13 protein-coding genes are annotated in these 19014 nt (G+C 54.0%); 9 read left to right on the forward strand and 4 right to left on the reverse strand.

Annotated elements, in window-relative coordinates; genetic code table 11:
- Positions 1-422: 422 nt before the first annotated feature.
- The gene (locus DQG23_RS36355; protein ID WP_113035955.1) at positions 423-2654 is read right to left on the reverse strand and encodes a helix-turn-helix domain-containing protein; all 2232 of its coding nucleotides are present in this window, start codon (positions 2652-2654) and stop codon (positions 423-425) included.
- Between the two features lie 279 nt (positions 2655-2933).
- On the opposite strand from DQG23_RS36355, the gene DQG23_RS36360 reads away from it, so the two are divergent.
- From DQG23_RS36360 to DQG23_RS36380, 4 genes are all read left to right on the forward strand, one after another.
- Positions 2934-4583: an extracellular solute-binding protein gene (locus DQG23_RS36360; protein ID WP_113035956.1), complete on the forward strand. Its 1650-nt coding sequence runs from the start codon at positions 2934-2936 to the stop codon at positions 4581-4583.
- A gap of 117 nt (positions 4584-4700) precedes the next feature.
- The gene (locus DQG23_RS36365; RefSeq protein ID WP_113035957.1) at positions 4701-5996 is read left to right on the forward strand and encodes a Gfo/Idh/MocA family protein; all 1296 of its coding nucleotides are present in this window, start codon (positions 4701-4703) and stop codon (positions 5994-5996) included.
- 460 nt (positions 5997-6456) lie between these two features.
- Positions 6457-7356 (forward strand): ABC transporter permease, encoded by a 900-nt coding sequence (locus tag DQG23_RS36375; protein ID WP_113035999.1) that lies wholly within the window; start codon positions 6457-6459, stop codon positions 7354-7356.
- Between the two features lie 18 nt (positions 7357-7374).
- The gene (locus DQG23_RS36380; protein ID WP_113035959.1) at positions 7375-8259 is read left to right on the forward strand and encodes a carbohydrate ABC transporter permease; all 885 of its coding nucleotides are present in this window, start codon (positions 7375-7377) and stop codon (positions 8257-8259) included.
- 328 nt (positions 8260-8587) lie between these two features.
- Here DQG23_RS36380 and DQG23_RS36385 read toward each other — a convergent pair whose 3' ends face one another.
- The 3 genes from DQG23_RS36385 to DQG23_RS42405 all read right to left on the reverse strand — a co-directional run bounded on the left by DQG23_RS36385 (position 8588) and on the right by DQG23_RS42405 (position 11527).
- Positions 8588-9649: a Gfo/Idh/MocA family protein gene (locus tag DQG23_RS36385; protein ID WP_113035960.1), complete on the reverse strand. Its 1062-nt coding sequence runs from the start codon at positions 9647-9649 to the stop codon at positions 8588-8590.
- A gap of 133 nt (positions 9650-9782) precedes the next feature.
- Complete coding sequence (locus DQG23_RS36390) at positions 9783-11354, reverse strand: FAD-dependent oxidoreductase (protein ID WP_113035961.1); 1572 nt, start codon at positions 11352-11354, stop codon at positions 9783-9785.
- Positions 11351-11527, reverse strand: coding sequence for a hypothetical protein (locus tag DQG23_RS42405; protein ID WP_158560882.1), 177 nt, complete (start codon positions 11525-11527; stop codon positions 11351-11353). The genes DQG23_RS36390 and DQG23_RS42405 overlap by 4 nt, the downstream gene beginning before the upstream one ends.
- A 280-nt stretch (positions 11528-11807) precedes the next feature.
- Here DQG23_RS42405 and DQG23_RS36395 point away from each other — a divergent pair, with 280 nt between their 5' ends.
- From DQG23_RS36395 to DQG23_RS36415, 5 genes are all read left to right on the forward strand, one after another.
- On the forward strand, positions 11808-13352 hold the full coding sequence (locus DQG23_RS36395; protein ID WP_113035962.1) for an extracellular solute-binding protein: 1545 nt from the start codon (positions 11808-11810) through the stop codon (positions 13350-13352).
- Positions 13353-13436: 84 nt separating this feature from the next.
- Positions 13437-15284, forward strand: a complete 1848-nt coding sequence (locus tag DQG23_RS36400) for a sensor histidine kinase (RefSeq protein WP_113035963.1) — start codon at positions 13437-13439, stop codon at positions 15282-15284.
- A gap of 368 nt (positions 15285-15652) precedes the next feature.
- Complete coding sequence (locus DQG23_RS36405; protein WP_113035964.1) at positions 15653-17251, forward strand: response regulator; 1599 nt, start codon at positions 15653-15655, stop codon at positions 17249-17251.
- A gap of 165 nt (positions 17252-17416) precedes the next feature.
- Positions 17417-18187, forward strand: a complete 771-nt coding sequence (locus tag DQG23_RS36410) for a hypothetical protein (protein WP_146762452.1) — start codon at positions 17417-17419, stop codon at positions 18185-18187.
- Positions 18188-18325: 138 nt separating this feature from the next.
- Positions 18326-18823: a GyrI-like domain-containing protein gene (locus tag DQG23_RS36415; protein WP_113035966.1), complete on the forward strand. Its 498-nt coding sequence runs from the start codon at positions 18326-18328 to the stop codon at positions 18821-18823.
- Positions 18824-19014 lie beyond the last annotated feature (191 nt).

Genomic DNA, 19014 nt, shown 5'->3' on the forward strand with positions numbered 1-19014 from the left:
GAGAACGAGCAGTTTACCTGCGAAATAGTGAGGCCAGCCTCATGAACAATAAGGTTTTCTACACTAATCGCACGGTTCGTGCATTACCATTACGATACCCGTGTTTGCTTGATAACCAGGTCAGAAATCCCTAGTATAAGACTTGAAAGGCTACCAGGGCTATTTCAATAATCCGCGAGTCGGTCCTGTCGCGTGAAGGAAAAGACGCCTCCAAAAACACTCGATAAGAGCGTGGATGGAGGCGTCTTTTTCAGTTTATCGGAGAGTATGTCGCGGAAGCATCTCTAAATCTCGGTAAACCCGCCTGTCCTTATCTTATGCTTACGAAGTCGCATTTTTCGAAAGCGTTTATCCTTGTGTTCATTCCTGCCAAGGGCGGGGATGCCGGCATGGAAAATTGTTTTGCGGCAGTCCCGTTTACCCTACTTCTGCGGATTCAAAATTTTATCGCGGCGGTATTCCCCTGGCGTAATGCCGGTCAGACGCCGGAACATCCGCGTGAACGAGTTGGCGTTCTGGTAGCCGACCTTGGCCGCGATGTCCTGGATTTTCTCCTCGGTTGCCTCAAGCATTTCCTTCGCTTTCTCGATGCGATAGCCGTTCAAATAATCGCTCAAGTTTTGCCCCGTCTTCTCCTTGAAGTAGTTCCGCAAATAACCGGTCGAGATGTTCAGCCGGTCGGCGATCAAATCCTGGTAAATATCGTCCCCGTAATGCTCTTCGATGAAACGGACGACAAAATCGACGATCGGGTCGCGGGCTTCACGTTTGTCCCGGATGAGGGCCGACGCTTGCCTGAGCAGATGCCCGAAAAACGCGTCGTAATGCTCTACGGAGACGAGCCGCTCGATCTGGTCGAACGGGGAGCCTTGCGTATACAACTCATGCGTATCGATTTTGTGGGCCATGAGCGCCATCAGCACTTTGGATATGACATCGCTCGCAAATTGGCGGTAATGCAAGGCGGCCGCTTCGCTCTTGGCAAGCCGGTGGAGCGAGCCGCGCGCAAGGGCGAGCAGCTGCGCTTCATTCCCCGCCTCCAGCATGGCGGCGAAGCTGCGTTCTTCTTCGGACGACCACAAGATAAGCGGTTCGGTGGCGCCCGGGGCTTCCACGATTTGCGTCGCGTCGTCCAGCTTGCGGCTTCTGACCATTTCGCAGGCTGTTTCGTAAGCGGAGGTGAACTCCGACGGCTCCCACAGGCGATGCTGGCAGGCGATCGTGAGCTGGTAATAGGCTTTGTCTTGATCGAATACCCGTTTGAAGTAGCGAAGCTTTCCGAATATTTCGGAAGCAACGTCTTCATCCGTGAATACGATCACCATGATGCGGTCTTTCTCGATCTGCATCGTCATCGAGTCCCGGAACGCCTCGTTTATATTCAAATTGATAAATTCCAGAATATAAGTAGCCTTAAGCGGATGCTCGTTGCCAAGAAGCTCGTACTCCCGGGTATAGTGAACATGAAACATGATAAAATGAAACGGACGTTTCGTGTCGATCAGCGACTGCATCTCGATATCCGCCGCATGGATGCTTTTGATTTTGTCCAAGTAGCCGTATTTTTGCAACAATGAATTTTTGCGGTGAACCGATTCGATAATATGCTCAAGCCCTTCGCTGATCATATTGAATTCGTGGATATTGCTGCTGGGCCCGACGACCGGATTCATCTGCCTCAGCGACTCGACGATGCGCTGCACCGGATTTTTGAAGCGGACGCTGAGCAGTACGGATATGGCAACACTGGCTGCAATCGAGGCGGCGAACAGCGCAAACAGCAGCACGTTCATTTCCAAAAGTCGGGAAGCTACGCTTTGATAAGGTACGACGCTGACATAAGTAAGACCGGACAACGAACCCTGCTGATAGAAAAAATAGTTGTCCGCATGCAGCGCATAGTCCCGGTCAGGCGTCAGATCCGGCAGCTTGCCGGGCCGGGAGCCTGTGCTGAAGAACAGTTGCCCGTCCCGGTTCATAATATAGAACGGATTGTCCGGCGCTTCCTTCAAGGCGGCGAACATGCGATCCGCATCGACGAGCGCCACCGCGTAAAATTGACTGCCAATCTGGCTTTTGACGATAATCGGGAAGTAGCGGCCTTTGTCCGGTGACACGAGATTTGTTTGGTATATCCGAAATTCGGACGAAGGAAAAGCGCGGAAATGAAAGTCCTCTGCAAATTGTTTGGCCCAGAAGTCAGCGCCGTATTCCCGGCTGACATAATATTTGCCGAACATGTCCTCCGCCCGCGTATAGCCGTTTTTGTCGATGACGAAGCCTTGCTCCTTGAAGTAAATGAAAACGTTCTCTAAATCCAGGTTGTAGTTTCCGACGATCGTTTTAAACTCGTCAGCCAGCTCATTGATGATCGGAAAATCGGAGTCGATATTTCCTTTCTTGAGCGCGGCAACCGAATTGTCGAAATAGTATCGGGTCAATAGATCGTCAAGCTGGCTTAGCTGCTTCTCATAGCCGTCTACCGTCTTGGAAACGCTAATCGAATTGGAAGCGATCAGTTGATCTCGCATTTGACTGAAGAAAAATTGATAAGCAATCACGTTGAAGGCGAAGGAAATAAAGATGACAATCATGAACCCAAGCAGAAGCCTGGCAAACAACGATTTGCCGTTAAACCGGATGCGGCGTTTCATGGTGTCTGTCCTCCATTCCTCGGGCGTTAGCGTACGAATAGTATAATCGATGGAACCGATTTCAACCAGACTTCCCGGCTATTCCGTTTCGCAGCTCTTATTCCGGATCGCAGAAACATCGCTTTTTGGCGGATTTGTTCCGGTTCGGAATAAATGCGGCGAAACGGCTTGTTGTTTAATCGGAGAGGAAGCGTTTACTATGGGCTCAGGAACCAAACGTCGACACGCGGTGTTCGGGTGTCCAAAATAAACATGAAACAGAAAGGGGTTACAAAGTAAATGAAACGAACGGTCAAAATGATGCTCAGCTTAAGCTTGATAGCGGTTCCAGTACTTGCCGCATGCGGCAAGACGGACGAGTCGGGAGGAAAAGAGCCGGCTGACTCGGGCAAGCAGGGAACGGAGGCAAGCAAGACGGTGCCGGAGAAATACGATCCGCCGATCGAATTGACGACGGTGAATTACAGTTTCCCGACTACGAAGTTTGCAGACGGGGAAGACATCAATAACAACATTTGGACGCGGACGCTTCTGGAGAAGTACGGAGTCAAGGTAAAAACGTTGTGGTACGTGCCGGAAACGGAGTATCTCAAAAAGACGAACCTGATGATCGCATCAGGGGAAGTGCCCGATTTCTTCGCGGCGACTCCTCAGCAGTTCCGGCAATTATATGAAGCGGGTCAGCTCGAAGATATGACGAAGGTGTACAATGACTACGCGCCGGAATCGATCAAGAAAGTGATGCAGGAGGCCGGAGAAACGGTGCTGAAATCGGCTACGATCGACGGCAAGCTGATGGCGATACCGTGGTCCGGAGTTGCCAAGGAAAGCCCGGCTATTCTCTGGATTCGCAAAGACTGGAAAGAGAAGCTGGGGCTTCCCGATCCGAAGACGATCGACGATTTGGCCGCAATCTCCGAAGCTTTCACGAAGAAAGATCCGGACGGAAACGGCAAAGACGATACGTTCGGTCTGGCGATGGATAAGGATCTCGCGATGGCGGGCGGGCTGATGAACGGCTTCGGCGCCTATACCGATTTCTGGATCAAAGATGCTTCCGGCAGCTTGGCCTACAGCGAGATTCAGCCTCAGATGAAGCAGGCGCTGGCGAAGCTCGCCGACATGTATAAAGCGGGTCATTTCGATCCGGAATTTATCGTCAAGGACGGCAACAAAGTGAATGAAAGCATCGGCGCCGGCAAAATCGGCATGATGATCGGCGGCCGCGGATCAGCGAACTATCCGCTCGTCACGCTTACCCCGAACCAGGAGTGGCAGGCGTACCCGATGCCGACAGTGGACGGGCAGCCGTTCAAGGCGCAGCTGCCGCTTAATATTTTCAGCTATTATTGGGTTGTGAAAAAAGGGACGAAGCATCCGGAAGCCATATTCAAGATGATGGACTTCTGGCTGCAGACTTTCTACTACAACAAGTCCGAAGATGTATTTAACAAGTTCGTTGTACCTGCTTCCGCGGTTTGGACGTACTCGCCGGCCAAAATTTATTTGCCGGACATCAACATCGAAAATTATCGGAAAGCCGTCGCTTTGGAGGAAGGCAAAATCAAGCCCGAAGATCTTACTCCGAATCAAAAAACGATGATTGACCGGATGAATCAGTATAAAGGCGGACAGAAAAACCTGTGGGGCGAAGTCGCGCAGAACGGCCCCGGCGGGTCAGCCTCTATCATCGACCTCATTATCAAGGAAGACCGGTTCGTGCCGAACCAGTTCTATACGACGCCGACGGCGACGATGGCCGAGCGCAACGAGCAGCTGAAGAAGCTGAGAAACGAAACGTTCGTGAAGATCGTAACGGGTAACCAGGGGATCGATGCGTTCGACAAGTATGCGGCCGATTGGAAGAAGCAGGGCGGGGACATTATCACGAAGGAAGTAAACGACTGGTACGCGACTCAGAAAAAATAATTCGTATGTATCGGATCTGATGCAAATGATTGTGCTTCTGAACCAATTTGATCACGCTATTGTGTATCAATAATAACCTGTCGGAATCCGTTTCCGATTGCATGAAAGGAAGACCCCATGAATACGTCAGAAGGTTTCATTTCGGCCAATCGTCCCGTAACCGCGGTGATCGTAGGCGCCGGGCATCGCAGTCTCGTATACGCCTCCTATGCGGAGCAACATCCGGTGGAGCTGAGCATCGTCGCGGTAGTCGATCCCGATCCGGTGCGCAGGCAGCTCGTGGCGGATCAGTATAAGCTGGCGGCCGACATGTGCTTCGAATCGGTGGAGCAGCTGATCGCAAGACCCCGGCTGGCGGATGCCGCAATCAACGGGACGATGGACTCGGTCCACGTCCGAACCTCTTTGCCTTTGCTGCAGGCGGGTTATCATATTTTGCTGGAAAAACCGATCGGCATTTCCGAGGAAGAAACGCTGGAGCTTATGCAAACGGCCGAACGCTGCGAGCGTCTGGTGATGGTGTGCCATGTATTGAGATACGCGCCCTTCTATGCCGCAATCCGGCAAATCATCGAGGACGGCGAAATCGGGGGCATCGTCAATATCCAGACCTCGGAAAATGTCAGCTACCACCATATGGCGATGGGGTTTGTGCGCGGGAAATGGAACCGCAAGGATACGGGCGGCTCCTCCATGCTGATGGCCAAATGCTGCCATGATCTCGATCTGATCGCTTGGATGAAAGGCGGCGTAAGACCGGTGAGCGTCAGCAGCTTCGGCGGCCTGTTGCAGTTCCGTCCCGAGAGGGCGCCGGAAGGGGCGGGCACCCGCTGCCTCGCCGATTGCCAGATCGAGGAATCCTGCATGTACTCCGCGCGCAAGCACTATGTCGAGCAAGGGTTGTGGGTGCCGTACGTTTCGTACAACGAGCATCTCGGGGTGAAGCAAACGCAGGAGCAGATTTTGGAGTCGCTGCGGACGGATAATCCGTACGGGCGCTGCGTGTGGCATTGCGATAACGATGTCGTGGATCATCAGACCGTCATCGTGGAATTTGAGGACGGCAGCACGGCCTCCCATAATTTGAACGGGGCTACGTCCCGGCCATGCCGCTCGATGCATATCGTTGGCGAGAAAGGCGAAATTCAAGGCGTGCTGGAGGACGGCTATTTCGTCGTCAGGCACCCCGATCCGCGTCAAGGCAGCGAGTATTCGGAGCGCAAGGTGGAGCTGAACGTGTCCATGAATATGCATGGCGGAGGCGACCTCAGGCTTGTGGCGGATTTCGTGAACGCGCTTCGCGGCGGTACGCCGTCGTTATCCTCCACTTCCTTGGAGAAATCCGTCTACGGCCATCGGATCGGCTTCGGAGCGGATCGGTCGCGGGAGGAAGGCAGGATCATTTCTTTGTAATCCGTCAGATGCCATATCAGCCGGTAGCGAATGCGGGCTCAGAAGTCAACAACTGGTATGCGACTTAGATAAAAGAATACGCCTGTATCCAATCCCCGAAAGGCGCAGCGACTGCGCCTTTCGGAGTTTTGGCGGGGAAGCCCTTATTCCTTGACGCAGCAACTATTCCGAACGGAGGCGTCGGGGCATTTTCTGCGCAAAGGAATAAAAGTGGCGAAACGGCTCGTTGTAACGGGAACGCATCGCAGCTACGATGGGATTACCGTCCGGCGGCCGATGCGGCGGTCTGCGCGACAGCCGATAAGTAGGCCAAGGAGTCCGCCGCTGTATAGCTGCGCCGGACAGGGCGACGGCGCAAGCTTAAACGGTCCGCGAGCGTATACGGTCAAGGACATCAAGGAAAGGGGCATACGATTGTTATGAGACAGACATGCAAGGGGAGGCGACGGCTTTGAGAGCGATGATAACCGCAAAGCGGCTGAGAGAATTGCCGCTCCATCTGATGATATTGCCGGGCGCCGTCATCGTATTCATCTATCATTACATTCCGCTGGGCGGACTCGTCATGGCGTTCCAGAAATATATTCCGGCCAAAGGCATTTTCGGCTCGGAATGGGTGGGGCTGCGCAATTTCACGTATATCTTCAGCTTGCCGAGCACGATGGAGGTGTTCTGGAATACGCTGTTCATCGCGATGATGAAAATTGTTGCCGGGCTCGTTGCGCCGATCGTGACCGCGCTGCTGCTGAACGAAATCGGCAAAGCCGCCTTCAAGCGGACGGTGCAAACGCTCATTTATTTACCGCATTTTTTGTCGTGGACGATTTTGGCCGGTATTTTGATCGATATTTTATCGCCGGGACAAGGAATCGTCAATCAGGTGCTCGGCTTGGCGGGTATCGAGCCGATCTTTTTTCTCGGGGATAACAACTGGTTTCCTTATACGATTGTCATCTCCAATGAATGGAAGGAATTCGGCTTCAGCACGATCATCTACTTGGCCGCGCTGTCGGGCGTAGACCCGTCGCTGTATGAGTCGGCCGTTATCGACGGAGCCGGCAAGTGGCGGCAAACATGGCACATTACGCTGCCCGGCATCCGGCCGGTCATCATCCTGCTTATGACGCTTAGTCTGGGGCAAATTTTGAATGCGGGCTTCGAGCAGGTGTTCAACCTGTACAGTCCGTACGTATACGAAAGCGGCGATATTATCGACACGATGGTTTATCGGATGGGCCTGGAGAACGCCCAATATAGCCTGGCAACCGCTGTCGGATTGCTGAAATCGGTCGTATCGCTTGCGATGATCTCGGTATCGTATTTGCTGGCTTACCGACTGGCCAATTATCGCATCTTCTAGAGAAAGGGGGAGCCGGAGATGGTTGAAAATCCGTCATTGGGCCGTAAGCTGTTTGTTGCCGGAAATTACATTTTTATGGCGTTTCTAGCCTTCCTGTGCCTGTTTCCTATCATCCATGTTCTCGCGGTATCGTTCAGCTCGAGCTCAGCCGCGGCGGCGGGGAGAGTCGGGCTATGGCCGGTCGAATTCACGCTCAAGGCTTACGAATTCGTCGTCCGCAAAGAGGAATTTACCCGGTCGTTCGGCATATCGCTGCAGCGGCTTGTGCTGGGAACGGTCATTAACATGGTTATGTGCGTCGTGATCGCCTATCCTTTGTCCAAAGAGGCGCGCGACTTTAAAATGCGCACGATTTACGTCTGGTACTTCTTCCTTACCGTTCTGTTTGGCGGAGGGCTTATTCCGACCTATATGACCGTGAAGCACACCGGGTTGATGGACACGGTTTGGGCGCTCGTGCTGCCGGGAGCGGTTCCGGTGTTCAACGTCATTTTGCTGCTTAACTTTTTCCGGGGTCTGCCAAGAGAATTGGAGGAAGCCGCCTTCATCGACGGCGCGGGACATATGCGTACGCTGTGGAGCTTGTTTATCCCGCTGTCCAAGCCGGTGCTCGCAACGGTGCTGCTGTTTACGATGGTAGGCCACTGGAACGCCTGGTTCGACGGGCTCATCTATATGAACGATCCGACCAACTATCCGCTGCAGAGTTACTTGCAAACGGTCGTTATCCAGCAGGATTTGAGCGCTATGTCGGACAGTGACGTGGAAATGATGAAGCAATTGTCCAGCAAGACGGTCAAATCGGCGCAAATTTTCCTCGGCGCATTGCCGATATTGGCTGTGTATCCGTTCCTGCAGCGGTTTTTCGTCAAAGGGATCGTGCTCGGCAGCGTGAAAGGTTGAGCTTGATGGTAAAAGACGGGCTCAGGATTCGCGATTGCAGTCCGGATGCCCGGCGCTTGCCGTGACGGCAAGCGCCGGAAATAGAGGTTGCAAGAATCGTTAGCCTTGTGAAACATTAGAAATGGAGGCCGCAGTTCGACTTGCCCAATTGGAGCAGGAACTTCGCTGTCACTCCAGATGCGCCAATGTCATGCTTGGCACAAAAAAGAACCGTCCATTTCCGGACGGTTCTTTTGTCGTTGCGGATAATCTGTGCAGGAAGTTACGCGTGCGCAGCTCCAAACGTGCTGAAGCTGCATAACGGCAGCCGGTCGACCGCAGGCATCAATTAGAACGAAATTTCCGTTCCTTTTTCCGCGGATTCGTAAATGCCGCACAAAATTTTCATCATTTCCACGCCGTCCTCGACAGGGCTAAGCGTTTCTTTGCGGCCGAAGCACATATCGATGAAGTGATCGATCTCGTCTTGGAAGCCGGCGATGAAATCGAAGCCTTTGTTGTTGATTTGCGGATCGATGTTAAGAATCGTGTTGTATTTCTCGGTGATGAAGCTAAGTTCCGGTTCGAGCTCGACGCCGCCTTTGTCGCCGTACATTTTGACGGTGATTTCGTCTTTCTTCGCGTGCAGCGTGAAGCTGACGTCAACGAGCAGCGATGCGCCGTTCTCGAAGCGGATCAGGGCGTTGGCCATATCTTCGACGTTGTTCGCATCAGGCGTGTAATCAGCTGCTCTGTACTGAGCCAGGTTCTGAATGTGGGAACGGTTTCCGAGCTTCTTGTACGTGTTGCCGCTGATCGTTTTGACCTTCGGACGTCCCATCAAGTACCAGCAAAGGTCGATGACGTGTACGCCGATATCGATGATCGGGCCGCCGCCGGAGCGTTCCGTGTCAGCAAACCAGCCGCCCGGGTTGCCGAAACGGCGGATGCACGAAGCCTTCGCGTAGTAAATCTCGCCAAGATCGCCGTTCTCCATGAATTCTTTGACGATGCGCGTATTGGACGCGTAGCGGCGGACGAAGCCGACCTGCAGCGTTTTGCCGCTTTTCTTAACGGCCGCTTCCACTTCAAAAGCTTCTTCGACGGTTTTGCAAAGCGGCTTTTCGCAAAGCACGTTTTTGCCGGCGTTCAGCGCGGCGATGCTGATCGGCGCGTGCGAGTTGTTCCAGGTGCAGACGCTTACGGCGTCGATGCTGCCGTCTTCCAGCAATTTATTATAGTCCGTATAAACGTTAGGGATGTTGTATTTTTCGGCTTTCGCGCGGGCGCGTTCCTCGTTCAAGTCGCAGATCGCGACAAGCTCGACTTCCGGATTTTTGGCGTAAGCGCCCAGATGGGATTCGGAGATGGATCCGGCACCGATGACGCCGATACGAATTTTTTGGCTCATGAAACGAAGCACCTCTTTCTAGTCGTTAACGTTAAAATGGTCGTTCTTAAAAGGGCTCTTTCGAACGTATCTCCTATGTCGGAAGCCGTAAGCCGGGGCGTCGCGCCGGAACCGTGAGAAAGCCGCGTTAAGCCTATACGGGCCGCGTCGTCGGCCAAGACAGCTCGATTCCGCGCTGGGCAAGCATCCGCTGGTAGTCGGTCAGCAAATCGTCCTGATTGCGGACGGCCCGCGGCGCGGTTTGCCGATCCAAACAGAATGCGGCTAGATAACCCGCGGCTTCGCCGATGTTCCATTCGACGGGATGAAGCCGATAGCAGCCGTTCGTAATATGCGTGACGCCGAGATTTTTGCAGGCGGGCAGCAGATTGTTCATTCGCACCGGTATCAGGCTGCCGAGCGGGATTTGGAACGGCAGACTGGAAACGTCCACATAGTTCCGTCCTTCCGTGCTCGGGTGCAGATCGATCCGGTAACAACCGATTCCGACGGAATCGGCGAACACTTCCGCTTGTTTCTCCGGCCGGGCGGCTGTCGCGACATGCTGCTCGAGTACGGTAAACTCCGCGCGAATACGTCTGGATTCCCGGATATATGGGTATTTGGCAAGCCCGTCCTCCGTACCGACGACATCGCGGCGAAGCCGCAGCCCGGGGTAACCGGCTTTGCCGTCCGGACGCGGCGCCTCGGTTTGCATCCAATACAGAAGCGACAAGCTCAGCTGCTTGGCCTGCTCCAAATGACGCGCTTTCTCCTCGGGGCTGACGTCGATGATCGAACCGAGCCAGTAGTCATTCTGCGGCCAGTTGATAAGCGAAATATCGCTCTTGTACGTGCCCGGCGCAAAATGCGACTTGTCGGCGATCTTCCGGTAGTTGAACAGCGAAACCGACTTGCCGTCCGGAAACAGCTCGTAACGGACAGGCTCCAGCGTGTGCGGCTTGACGCCTGTCCAGCTGAGCAGCCGGTCCGGCCAAAAGTCCGCTTTGTACTCGCGCCAGAAGGCATAGTCGCGCGGCTTGTCGATCGTATGATCTTCGCCCTCCAGATGGTCCATGGCGAAGCAGTACGTAAACGACTGCATATTCATCGGTCTGGCCGTGTCGAGCGCGTTCGGCTCGCCGGTTTCGGCCTTCGATTCTGCGCCGGTTACATACTCCGCGCCGGCAAGCGGCAGCAAATCGCCGCACTCGGTCGCATCGAGGAAAAACGGCGCGACGATGACCGATTCGCTGCCGCTTTCGAGGCTGCGTACGGTCACGGAACGCACATTGTCGGCTTCGCTTTCCGCGCGCACGGGCTCATGGCGAAGCAGCAGCGTCAGCTGCCCGCTATGCAAGTAAGGCGCAAGCATCTGCTCGAGAACGGCAAGCGCAGCCCTCGGCTCGTGGCAAAGACGGCTGACGAAGCCGCCGCCCGGGTTCCATTCCGCGTTCGCGCGCGCCTCCGGCGTTACCGGAAAATGATTCCGGTAATACGAACGGACGCCGTCGCGGAACTGCCGGTATGTCCGCGTGCAGCCGAAGGTTTCGATCCACGGATGCTCGTCCGGCGGAACGGCTTGACTTGTCAATTGACCGCCGATCCAATCGGTTTCTTCCGTCATAATAACGGTCCTGCCCGCAGTCAACGCTGCCAGCGCAGCGGCGAAACCGCCAGTACCGCCGCCGATAACCGCAATATCCGCATGCAGCTCACGATTCATCCGCGCCACCCCCCGAACGAAACGGCGTTGCTCCGGGTATTCGAGCGGCGTTCAAGAAGCCCTTCCGCTTCCATTTTAGTTCCTTCATATTCTAGCATATAGGCGTGTTCATAGCCATGGCTCAGCCGCTTTTGAACAGCTGCTGCGGACTTGTCGCATATAATATTTTTCATGATGTCGCTCCCCCCAGGATATTATAAAAATCATCCATTCTCATGTTAGCTTGCTTAGGAGGGAAAAGGTAGGCGACGGCAATGACTTTCTTTGGTCAATCGGTGACAGGAATTTTTCGCCGCCGGAAACGGCATACATGCTCTCAGCACCGGGAAGCCGCGCGGTTGTCATGATTTGACAAGACAAAGTCATCGGCGCCCACTGGTTTTGACGACATATTGCGACTACAATGATAAAATGGATCATTACGCTCCGAAGACGGTCGGAAGGAGGGAAGGCATGAGGATCACATCATCTCGGATTATCGCGGCAGCTCTGCTGCCTGTCGTCGCCGGAATCGTCTCGGGCTGCGAGACGGACGGATCGCCGAACGGCCAGTCGCCGTCAGGAAAATTCCACGTTTCCAAAGATGCGGGAAAACGAATGACGATTTCGATCGTCGCGAACAGCCAGGGCAGCACCTTCCCTGACGGTACGGACGAGAACCACAATGAATATTTGGACTATATCGAGCAAAATACGAACCTGGATATTAAAGTGACGCTACCGCCCCTCGACGGGTATGACGATAAGCTGAGCGTCATGATGTCGTCCGGCGATCTTCCCGATATGCTCAACGCGCCGAATCCTTCCTGGTTCATCAACTACGTCAACCGGAACGCGCTGATGCCGCTTGACGACGTGATCGAGCGCTACGGACCGGAGCTGAAGGAACGGATTCCGCAGGAAGCTTGGGAGAACGTCACGGTTAACGGTCATATATACGCGGTGCCGAGCCTTAACGAAGTGAAAGGCGCGGAAATCATGTACGTGCGCAAGGATTGGCTGGACCGGTTAGGGCTGCAGCCGCCCAGAACGCTGGACGAGTATTACAAGGTCATGAAGGCGTTTGCGGAGCGCGACCCGGACGGGAATGGCAAGAACGATACGATCGGGTTTGCGATTCTGGAGCGGCTGGGCCGTACGGCTCCGATTTTCGGAGCGTTCGGTACGCAGATCATGCAGTCGGCGTGGTACGAAAGGGACGGCCGCCTTGTTGCGGGCGCCACCTTGCCCGAGACGAAGGAAGCGCTCGCTTTTTTGGCCAAGCTGTACGAGGAGAAGCTGCTCGATCCGCTTTTTCCGTTAAATAAATCGGCGAACTTTCAGGAGAAAATCGTGTCGGGCAAAGTCGGCTTGTTCTCGGCGGCCTGGTCGGACACGCGCGGCCCGATCGAAGCCAGCCGTAAAAAGGATCCGAATGCCGTATGGATCCCGCTTGAATTCCCGATCGGCCCGAACGGCAGCAAAGGGACCTACGATATGAGCTTGGTCCGTTCCTATAACGTAATCCCGGCGACGAGCAAGAATGCCGAAGGCGTCATCCGTTTTCTTAATTTTATCGGCGGCAAGGGGCACCGCGACTTGAAGCTCGGCTTCGAGAACGAAATATGGACCAAGGTCGACGGGAAAATGATCACGAATTTCGAGGAGCATACGAAGCACTACTACAGGGGGATTTACAGCGCGCTTGCCGATACGATCGAGCCCGACGTCAGCAAGGACCGCCTCGATTCCCTCGGCGAGCAGTTCAATTTATGGGACAATCTGCAGCGGATCGAGCGTAGTTTAATTCGGTCGAAATTTACCGGAACGCCGACGCCGGCGATGGGCAAATACAATGTCCGTCTGCTGAAGGAGCAGGATGAAGCATTTACGAAAATCGTGCTGGGCGCGGCGCCGCTGTCGGAATTCGACGCGTTCGTCGAGCGGTGGTACAGCGAAGGCGGAGAAGAAATCACCCGCGAAGTCAATGAATGGTACGATCGGCGCCAAATGAAGTAAGCGTGATGAACGGCGGTACGGTCGGACCATGAAACCGATACAGATTAAAATTCGTTTTGCGGTATTTTTGAAGGGGGGAGCGGCGTGAAAGCATTGCCGGCATGGCTGTACAAGCAGTTTACGCAGCATATTCAGGTGAGGCTGACCTGTTACTTTCTGCTCATCCTTTTGCCGCTTGTCGCTATCAGTTTATTTGCCAACATCCGTTCGCAGCAAACCTTGGAAAAGCAAATCGGAGACCGGACCAAGGGGGCGCTCACCGCGGCCGTCGAATATGTCGATCTCGCCTTGCAGAACGTGGACGCTTTGTCTACCCAGATCGCCTCGGATCAAAATTTGATCCGGCTGCTCAATCGTGTCGGTACCGACCTTTCGCCGGGCGCGATACTCGAATTTTCGCATCTGATGCGGGAAGTGACCAACATAAGCGCGATCAATCCGATATTGTCGCATATTTCCATTTTGCATGCGCCATCGGGTATGCTGGTTTCCTCGAATTTCGGGGGCAAGCAGGTGGAGAACGCCCAGCAATTCGAATGGGTGCGCAGCACCATGGAGGCGAACGGAGGGAACCAGCTTTTTCTGCCGACGGAGGAAGAGGCGAAGAAGTACGCCAATAACGATCTCAACGGATTGTACAGCCTGAACAATTTGTCTTTCGTCCGGACGATGGACGTTTATAATCAGCAGCGGCAGCCGAACGTCGTCATTCTTACGACCAACAGGGAGACGCTTGTGAAGCTGACGAGCGCGCTGCTGCCGTCGCAAAAAGCGCAAATCTACTTATATGTAGGCAAGCGGCTGGTAACGAGTACAAGCAGCGACGTGCTGCCGCCGGAGTGGGACGACGACAACAAGGACATGCTCGTGAAAACGTCGGAAGCGACGGGCGAGCAGCTGATCATGATCCGGGCCAAATCGCGCCAAAGCAATTGGTCGGTCGTCATGGTGCAGCCGATGGAAGAGCTCAGGCAGGAAACCGAGCAGCTCCAGATTTTCACGATCATCATTATCGGAATCAGCGTGCTGCTTGCATTCTGGATCGCTTGGATCATATACCGCAACATCACGTCGCCGCTCGAAAGTCTGGCGCACGGCATGAAGCAAATGCGGCTCGGCAATTTGAACGTCCGGCTCGAGAACAACCGCAAGGATCAGCTCGGTTATTTGACCGGCGCCTTCAACCAGATGGCGGAGGATCAGCTGCAGCTCATCCAGGGGCATTACGAGCAGGAGCTGCGGATGTCGAAGACGGAGCTGAAATTTTTGCAGTCGCAGATCAATCCGCATTTTCTGTATAACACGCTCGATTCGATTTATTGGGCGGCGAAGGACTACGATGCGGACGAGATCAGCGAGATGGTGTTGAACTTATCGAAATTTTTCCGGTTAAGCTTGAGCAAGGGGCGGGAGTCGTTTACCGTAAGCGAAACGATCGATCATCTGCACTATTATTTGCGGGTTCAGCAGATCCGGTTTTCCGAGCATTTTGCGGTCGAATACGAGGTGGCGGAGGAAAGCCGAACCGTTCCGGTGCTCAAGTTGCTGCTCCAGCCGATCGTGGAAAATGCGATCCTGCACGGGCTGGAAGCGATGGATCGCGGCGGATTGCTGCGGATTGCCGCCCGGATCGAAGACGACAAGCTTGTGCTGCAGGTGCGGGACAATGGAAAAGGCATACCCGCCGAACGGCTGGATTACATTCGAGGCACGCTCGATAAGCTGAAGGATTCGCCGCTCAAGCTGACTCCGTTCGGCGACGGGGCGGCAGGCGGAGAGCTGTTCGGTCTGCGCAATGTCGCCGCGAGGATGAATATGTATTACGGCGATGAAGCCGAGCTTCGCATCGAGAGTGAGGAAGGAGACGGCACGGTCGCAACCTTGCTGCTCCCTCTGGACAAGTGCTTGGAGGATACAACGGGGATGGCTTGACGGAGCGGACGGCTTTCATGACTTGGAAAACCGCTAGGAGGATGGTATAACGGTCGGAAAGTTTACGTGCCGCCTTTGACCTCGCGTTCTCCCTTAACTTACATTCATGGAACGCGAGGTCAACGAAGGCTCGAGGCCGTTATACCTAGTCGTTTGTTGAACCAAAGAGAACAGAATGAAATGGAGAAAGGGAATTGCCTTGCAGCGAGTTTTGGCTTTGCGTTCCATATTTCCGAAGGCCTATTCAATGAGAGAAACACAAAACAAGATGTCTGAAGCGGCAAGGCAATCCCTTTCGGAATGCAACGGACTCCTGCTCAGGGGTTCAACTTGAAAGTCAGGCGTAACGGGAAGGGAGACAAGTCAACATGAACCTGATGATCGTTGAGGACGAGCTGCGTCTGCGGACGAGCTTGGCCGAAAAAATACCGTGGGACGCGAACGGCATCGAAGTCGTCGGCTTGGCCGCAAACGGTATCGAGGCGCTGCAGCTGATCGAGCTGATCAGACCCGACCTCATTTTGCTCGATATTCAGATGCCGCACATGGACGGCCTGACATTCGTAAGAAAAGTCCGGGAGCGGGATCCGGACATGAAATGCGTCATCCTGAGCGGCCACGATAATTTTACGTATGCGCAAACCGCGATGGAGCTTGGCGTCAGTAAATATTTGCTCAAGCCCGCAGGGGACACGGACATTTTGCAGGCCGTCTTGGAAGCGGCGGAGCAGCTGCGCCGGGAGCTCGAGCAGCGGCACGACCAGTCGGAGCTGCAGAGCAAGTGGAAAGAGCATCTGCCGCATCTTCAGGATATGTTTCTGCAGAGCTGGATAGGGGGAAATTACGCTTCGTGGGAGATCGAGCTGCGCAGCCGCGAGCTGCAGATCGAACTGCCGGCCGAAGCGGTATATGCGGTCGCGCTGTTCGACATCGATCCGCTCTCCGAAGGGGAAACGCGGTTTTTGCCTGCAGACGTGCCGCTGCTGCGGTTTTCGCTTCATAGTATCGCGCGGGAAAGCTTTGCTTCCCAATCATGTCTGACCTGCACCGATGTGGAAGGCAAAACGGCCGCGATTTTCACGCTTCCGGAGACGTTGTCCGAGAACGAAGCGCTGCTTCAGGTGCAGGCGGCGGCGACAAAGCTGCTTAACGTGTTTAAGCAATGCCTGAAGGTGACGGCAAGCGCCGGCATCAGCGGCAGTACGCGCGTTCGGGACGGCGTCGGCAAGCTGTACAGGCAGGCGGGGAAGGCGCTGCAGGCGCGTCTTGTGCACGGCAGCGACATCGCTATCCCGTTTCGCGAGGAATATGGTGCGGGCGGCGGCCCGGCTCCTTCGCCGGACAGGGAGAAGGAGCTTGAAATCGGCTTCGAAACCGGCGATGCCGACAAATTGTCGAGCGCTTTAAGCGCGATCTGGACTCAAGGGCTGGAGAGCGTAAATTCCGCAGACGAGGTTCGCGGGCATTTGTACTACGTGAGCTGCCTGCTCGGCCGGATGATCCAGCGTCAAGGCTGGAGTCTGCAGCATGTAGCGGGAGAGGACGCCGCCTTTTTTCACAATCTGCAGGCGCTTGCGGAGAAAGAGCAGGCTTACGCCTGGCTGCAGCGGATCGCGGCGCGCATGGTCGAGTGCCGGCAGTCGGAGCGCAAATCCGCCGTGCATAAGACGATCCGCCAAATTCTAGAAATCGTCGACCAGGACATGGATAAAGAAATTACGCTGTTTACCGTAGCGGACCGGCTGTACGTCAATTCGTCCTATTTGAGCAGGCTGTTCAAGCAGGAAATGGGCAAGCCGTTTACGAACTACGTGCAGGAACGCAAAATGGAGCGCGCCAAACAGCTGCTGCTCGGCGGCTCGAAGGTGTACGACGCGGCGTCGATGGTCGGCTACAAGGATGTTAGCCATTTTACGCGCGTTTTCCGCAAATATTGGGGCGTTACGCCGGGCGAGATGAAGCCTTAGAGTAATTGTCTCGCCGCTTTTTATAAAGCTTGGACTCCGCTGGCGAAGCGAGTTCGAGCTTTTTTTGCGTTTCGCGGGTACGGCTGAAGGAATGGCTTGCTTTTTCGCGAAGTATTGTTTGCTGATTATCAAACGGTATTAATGCATTTTATTATGAGTATGGCGGTGGCACTGTTGTTTAAAGAAATGAACTGGTTCCCGTTCGTATCCTATACAGATAAATGGCATATTGATGAGACTGCGCCGTTCGACATGCAAACGGATCGTCTTACCGAACGGTTGCTGGAAGTGACGGATCGAAGCGGAGCCTATACCGTCAGGCTGGAATGGCATCCCGAGTTTGACCCGGACGGAGGCTTCCATGTCTTTTTGTTCAAAAAAACGGAATACAAGCTTGAAGTGTTCGGTACCGTGCGTGAAGATGTGGTAATTAGTAATCTTTACCACAAAGATACGCGGGATTTTCAACAGCTAAGGCGTTACCTGGAGGAATGCATTTATCTTGTCAATCTGCTTTCCACCGATTATGTCAAATGGAAAGAGAAGTTTCGCGGTAAGACTGTTACGGAGGCTCCTTATCTGTACTGTTTGGTGGGGAACATAGTAAATTATCGTTTATACGGAGAGGACAAAGAACCACGTAAAGGCGTCAAGGTATTCTCGGCAGGCACGAAAGTGTACTGTTTTCCTCCTTTGTGGGGAGACGGCTACGAAAGCATCAAGGTAATAGGCAAACCGAAGGATTCCGCGAAGCTTATTACCGTCATCATCGACGCCAAGCATGTGACCAATTGGAGGCTGCAAAAGGTATACAATTCCTACGTCGTAAGGACCATGCTCGGCAACGGCGGCTGGAAGATGAAGCAAGAGGCGAAGGCCATAATCGAAAATATGGTGAAGTGGCTCCCGGAACGCACGGAGCAAGCTGGTATTTAATAAAAGAGGAATTCATCCCAATATGTAGAAATATTGAGATGAATTTCTTTTTTTATCTGGAGGAAGTTCGGGCGGCGAGTTTACGGGCAAATCCCGGGATCGCTCCTTCTATACGATTATAGATGAGGAGTGGAACGTATGAGTGAGCAGGTGCAGGCGGAGGGGGAAGTAAGCGAGGTTATCGTCGTGCGGCTTCCGGAGATGAAAATGGTCGGGTTTCCGGTCAATGTTTCGTTTCGGGACGGCGTCTTCAGCAACATCGGTTTAGCGAAGCGGAAGTTTATGGAAAATAAAGCGGCTATCAAGCATGCGGTCGATCCGGACACGTATTGGGCGCCATGGTTCAACTGCGACGTGATGTTTACATACTTTTACTGCCTTCAGGTAAACAAGCTGTCGGACATTCCGGAAGGGATGATGGGCTTTACGATTCCGGCTGCGACGTACGCGGCGGTTCGTTATGAAGGGCCGCATCCTTGGTCGCCGGATCCGTATGGTCTGCTTGCCGAGTTCCGTCAAAGCAGCGGGCTGGAAAATTACGAAAAGGGCATGATTCTTGAAAAATACCGTTTTGACGCCGACTGTGTCCCTAACGAATATATCGCCATCGAGGTGTTCGGCCCGGTGAAGGCATAGGCTCGGCGCTTATCCTCCGGTGATCTTGAGCTAAGTTTGACTTGCCGTTCACTCCTAAGTCCCTCTCGAAAGCTGAAATAGGAACAACTCTGGTTGTCTCCGATGTTCGCTATATGAAGGGGCTTTTTTGCTTGTTTATTAGAAAATGTATCGTGCAAGCTGCTCTTAACCTCCGAAACGCCTGCCGGTGT

Origin of the sequence: Paenibacillus contaminans (assembly GCF_003285015.1) — a bacterium.
GTDB classification, from domain to species: domain Bacteria; phylum Bacillota; class Bacilli; order Paenibacillales; family NBRC-103111; genus Paenibacillus_V; species Paenibacillus_V contaminans.

Excerpts from the sequence above, each read along its gene's own strand:
- DQG23_RS36355 (WP_113035955.1), bottom strand. The coding sequence starts at position 2,654 with ATGAAACGCCGCATCCGGTTTAACGGCAAATCGTTGTTTGCCAGGCTT.
- DQG23_RS36360 (WP_113035956.1), top strand. The coding sequence starts at position 2,934 with ATGAAACGAACGGTCAAAATGATGCTCAGCTTAAGCTTGATAGCGGTT.
- DQG23_RS36365 (WP_113035957.1), top strand. The coding sequence starts at position 4,701 with ATGAATACGTCAGAAGGTTTCATTTCGGCCAATCGTCCCGTAACCGCG.
- DQG23_RS36375 (WP_113035999.1), top strand. The coding sequence starts at position 6,457 with ATGATAACCGCAAAGCGGCTGAGAGAATTGCCGCTCCATCTGATGATA.
- DQG23_RS36380 (WP_113035959.1), top strand. The coding sequence starts at position 7,375 with ATGGTTGAAAATCCGTCATTGGGCCGTAAGCTGTTTGTTGCCGGAAAT.
- DQG23_RS36385 (WP_113035960.1), bottom strand. The coding sequence starts at position 9,649 with ATGAGCCAAAAAATTCGTATCGGCGTCATCGGTGCCGGATCCATCTCC.
- DQG23_RS36390 (WP_113035961.1), bottom strand. The coding sequence starts at position 11,354 with ATGAATCGTGAGCTGCATGCGGATATTGCGGTTATCGGCGGCGGTACT.
- DQG23_RS42405 (WP_158560882.1), bottom strand. The coding sequence starts at position 11,527 with ATGAAAAATATTATATGCGACAAGTCCGCAGCAGCTGTTCAAAAGCGG.
- DQG23_RS36395 (WP_113035962.1), top strand. The coding sequence starts at position 11,808 with ATGAGGATCACATCATCTCGGATTATCGCGGCAGCTCTGCTGCCTGTC.
- DQG23_RS36405 (WP_113035964.1), top strand. The coding sequence starts at position 15,653 with ATGAACCTGATGATCGTTGAGGACGAGCTGCGTCTGCGGACGAGCTTG.
- DQG23_RS36415 (WP_113035966.1), top strand. The coding sequence starts at position 18,326 with ATGAGTGAGCAGGTGCAGGCGGAGGGGGAAGTAAGCGAGGTTATCGTC.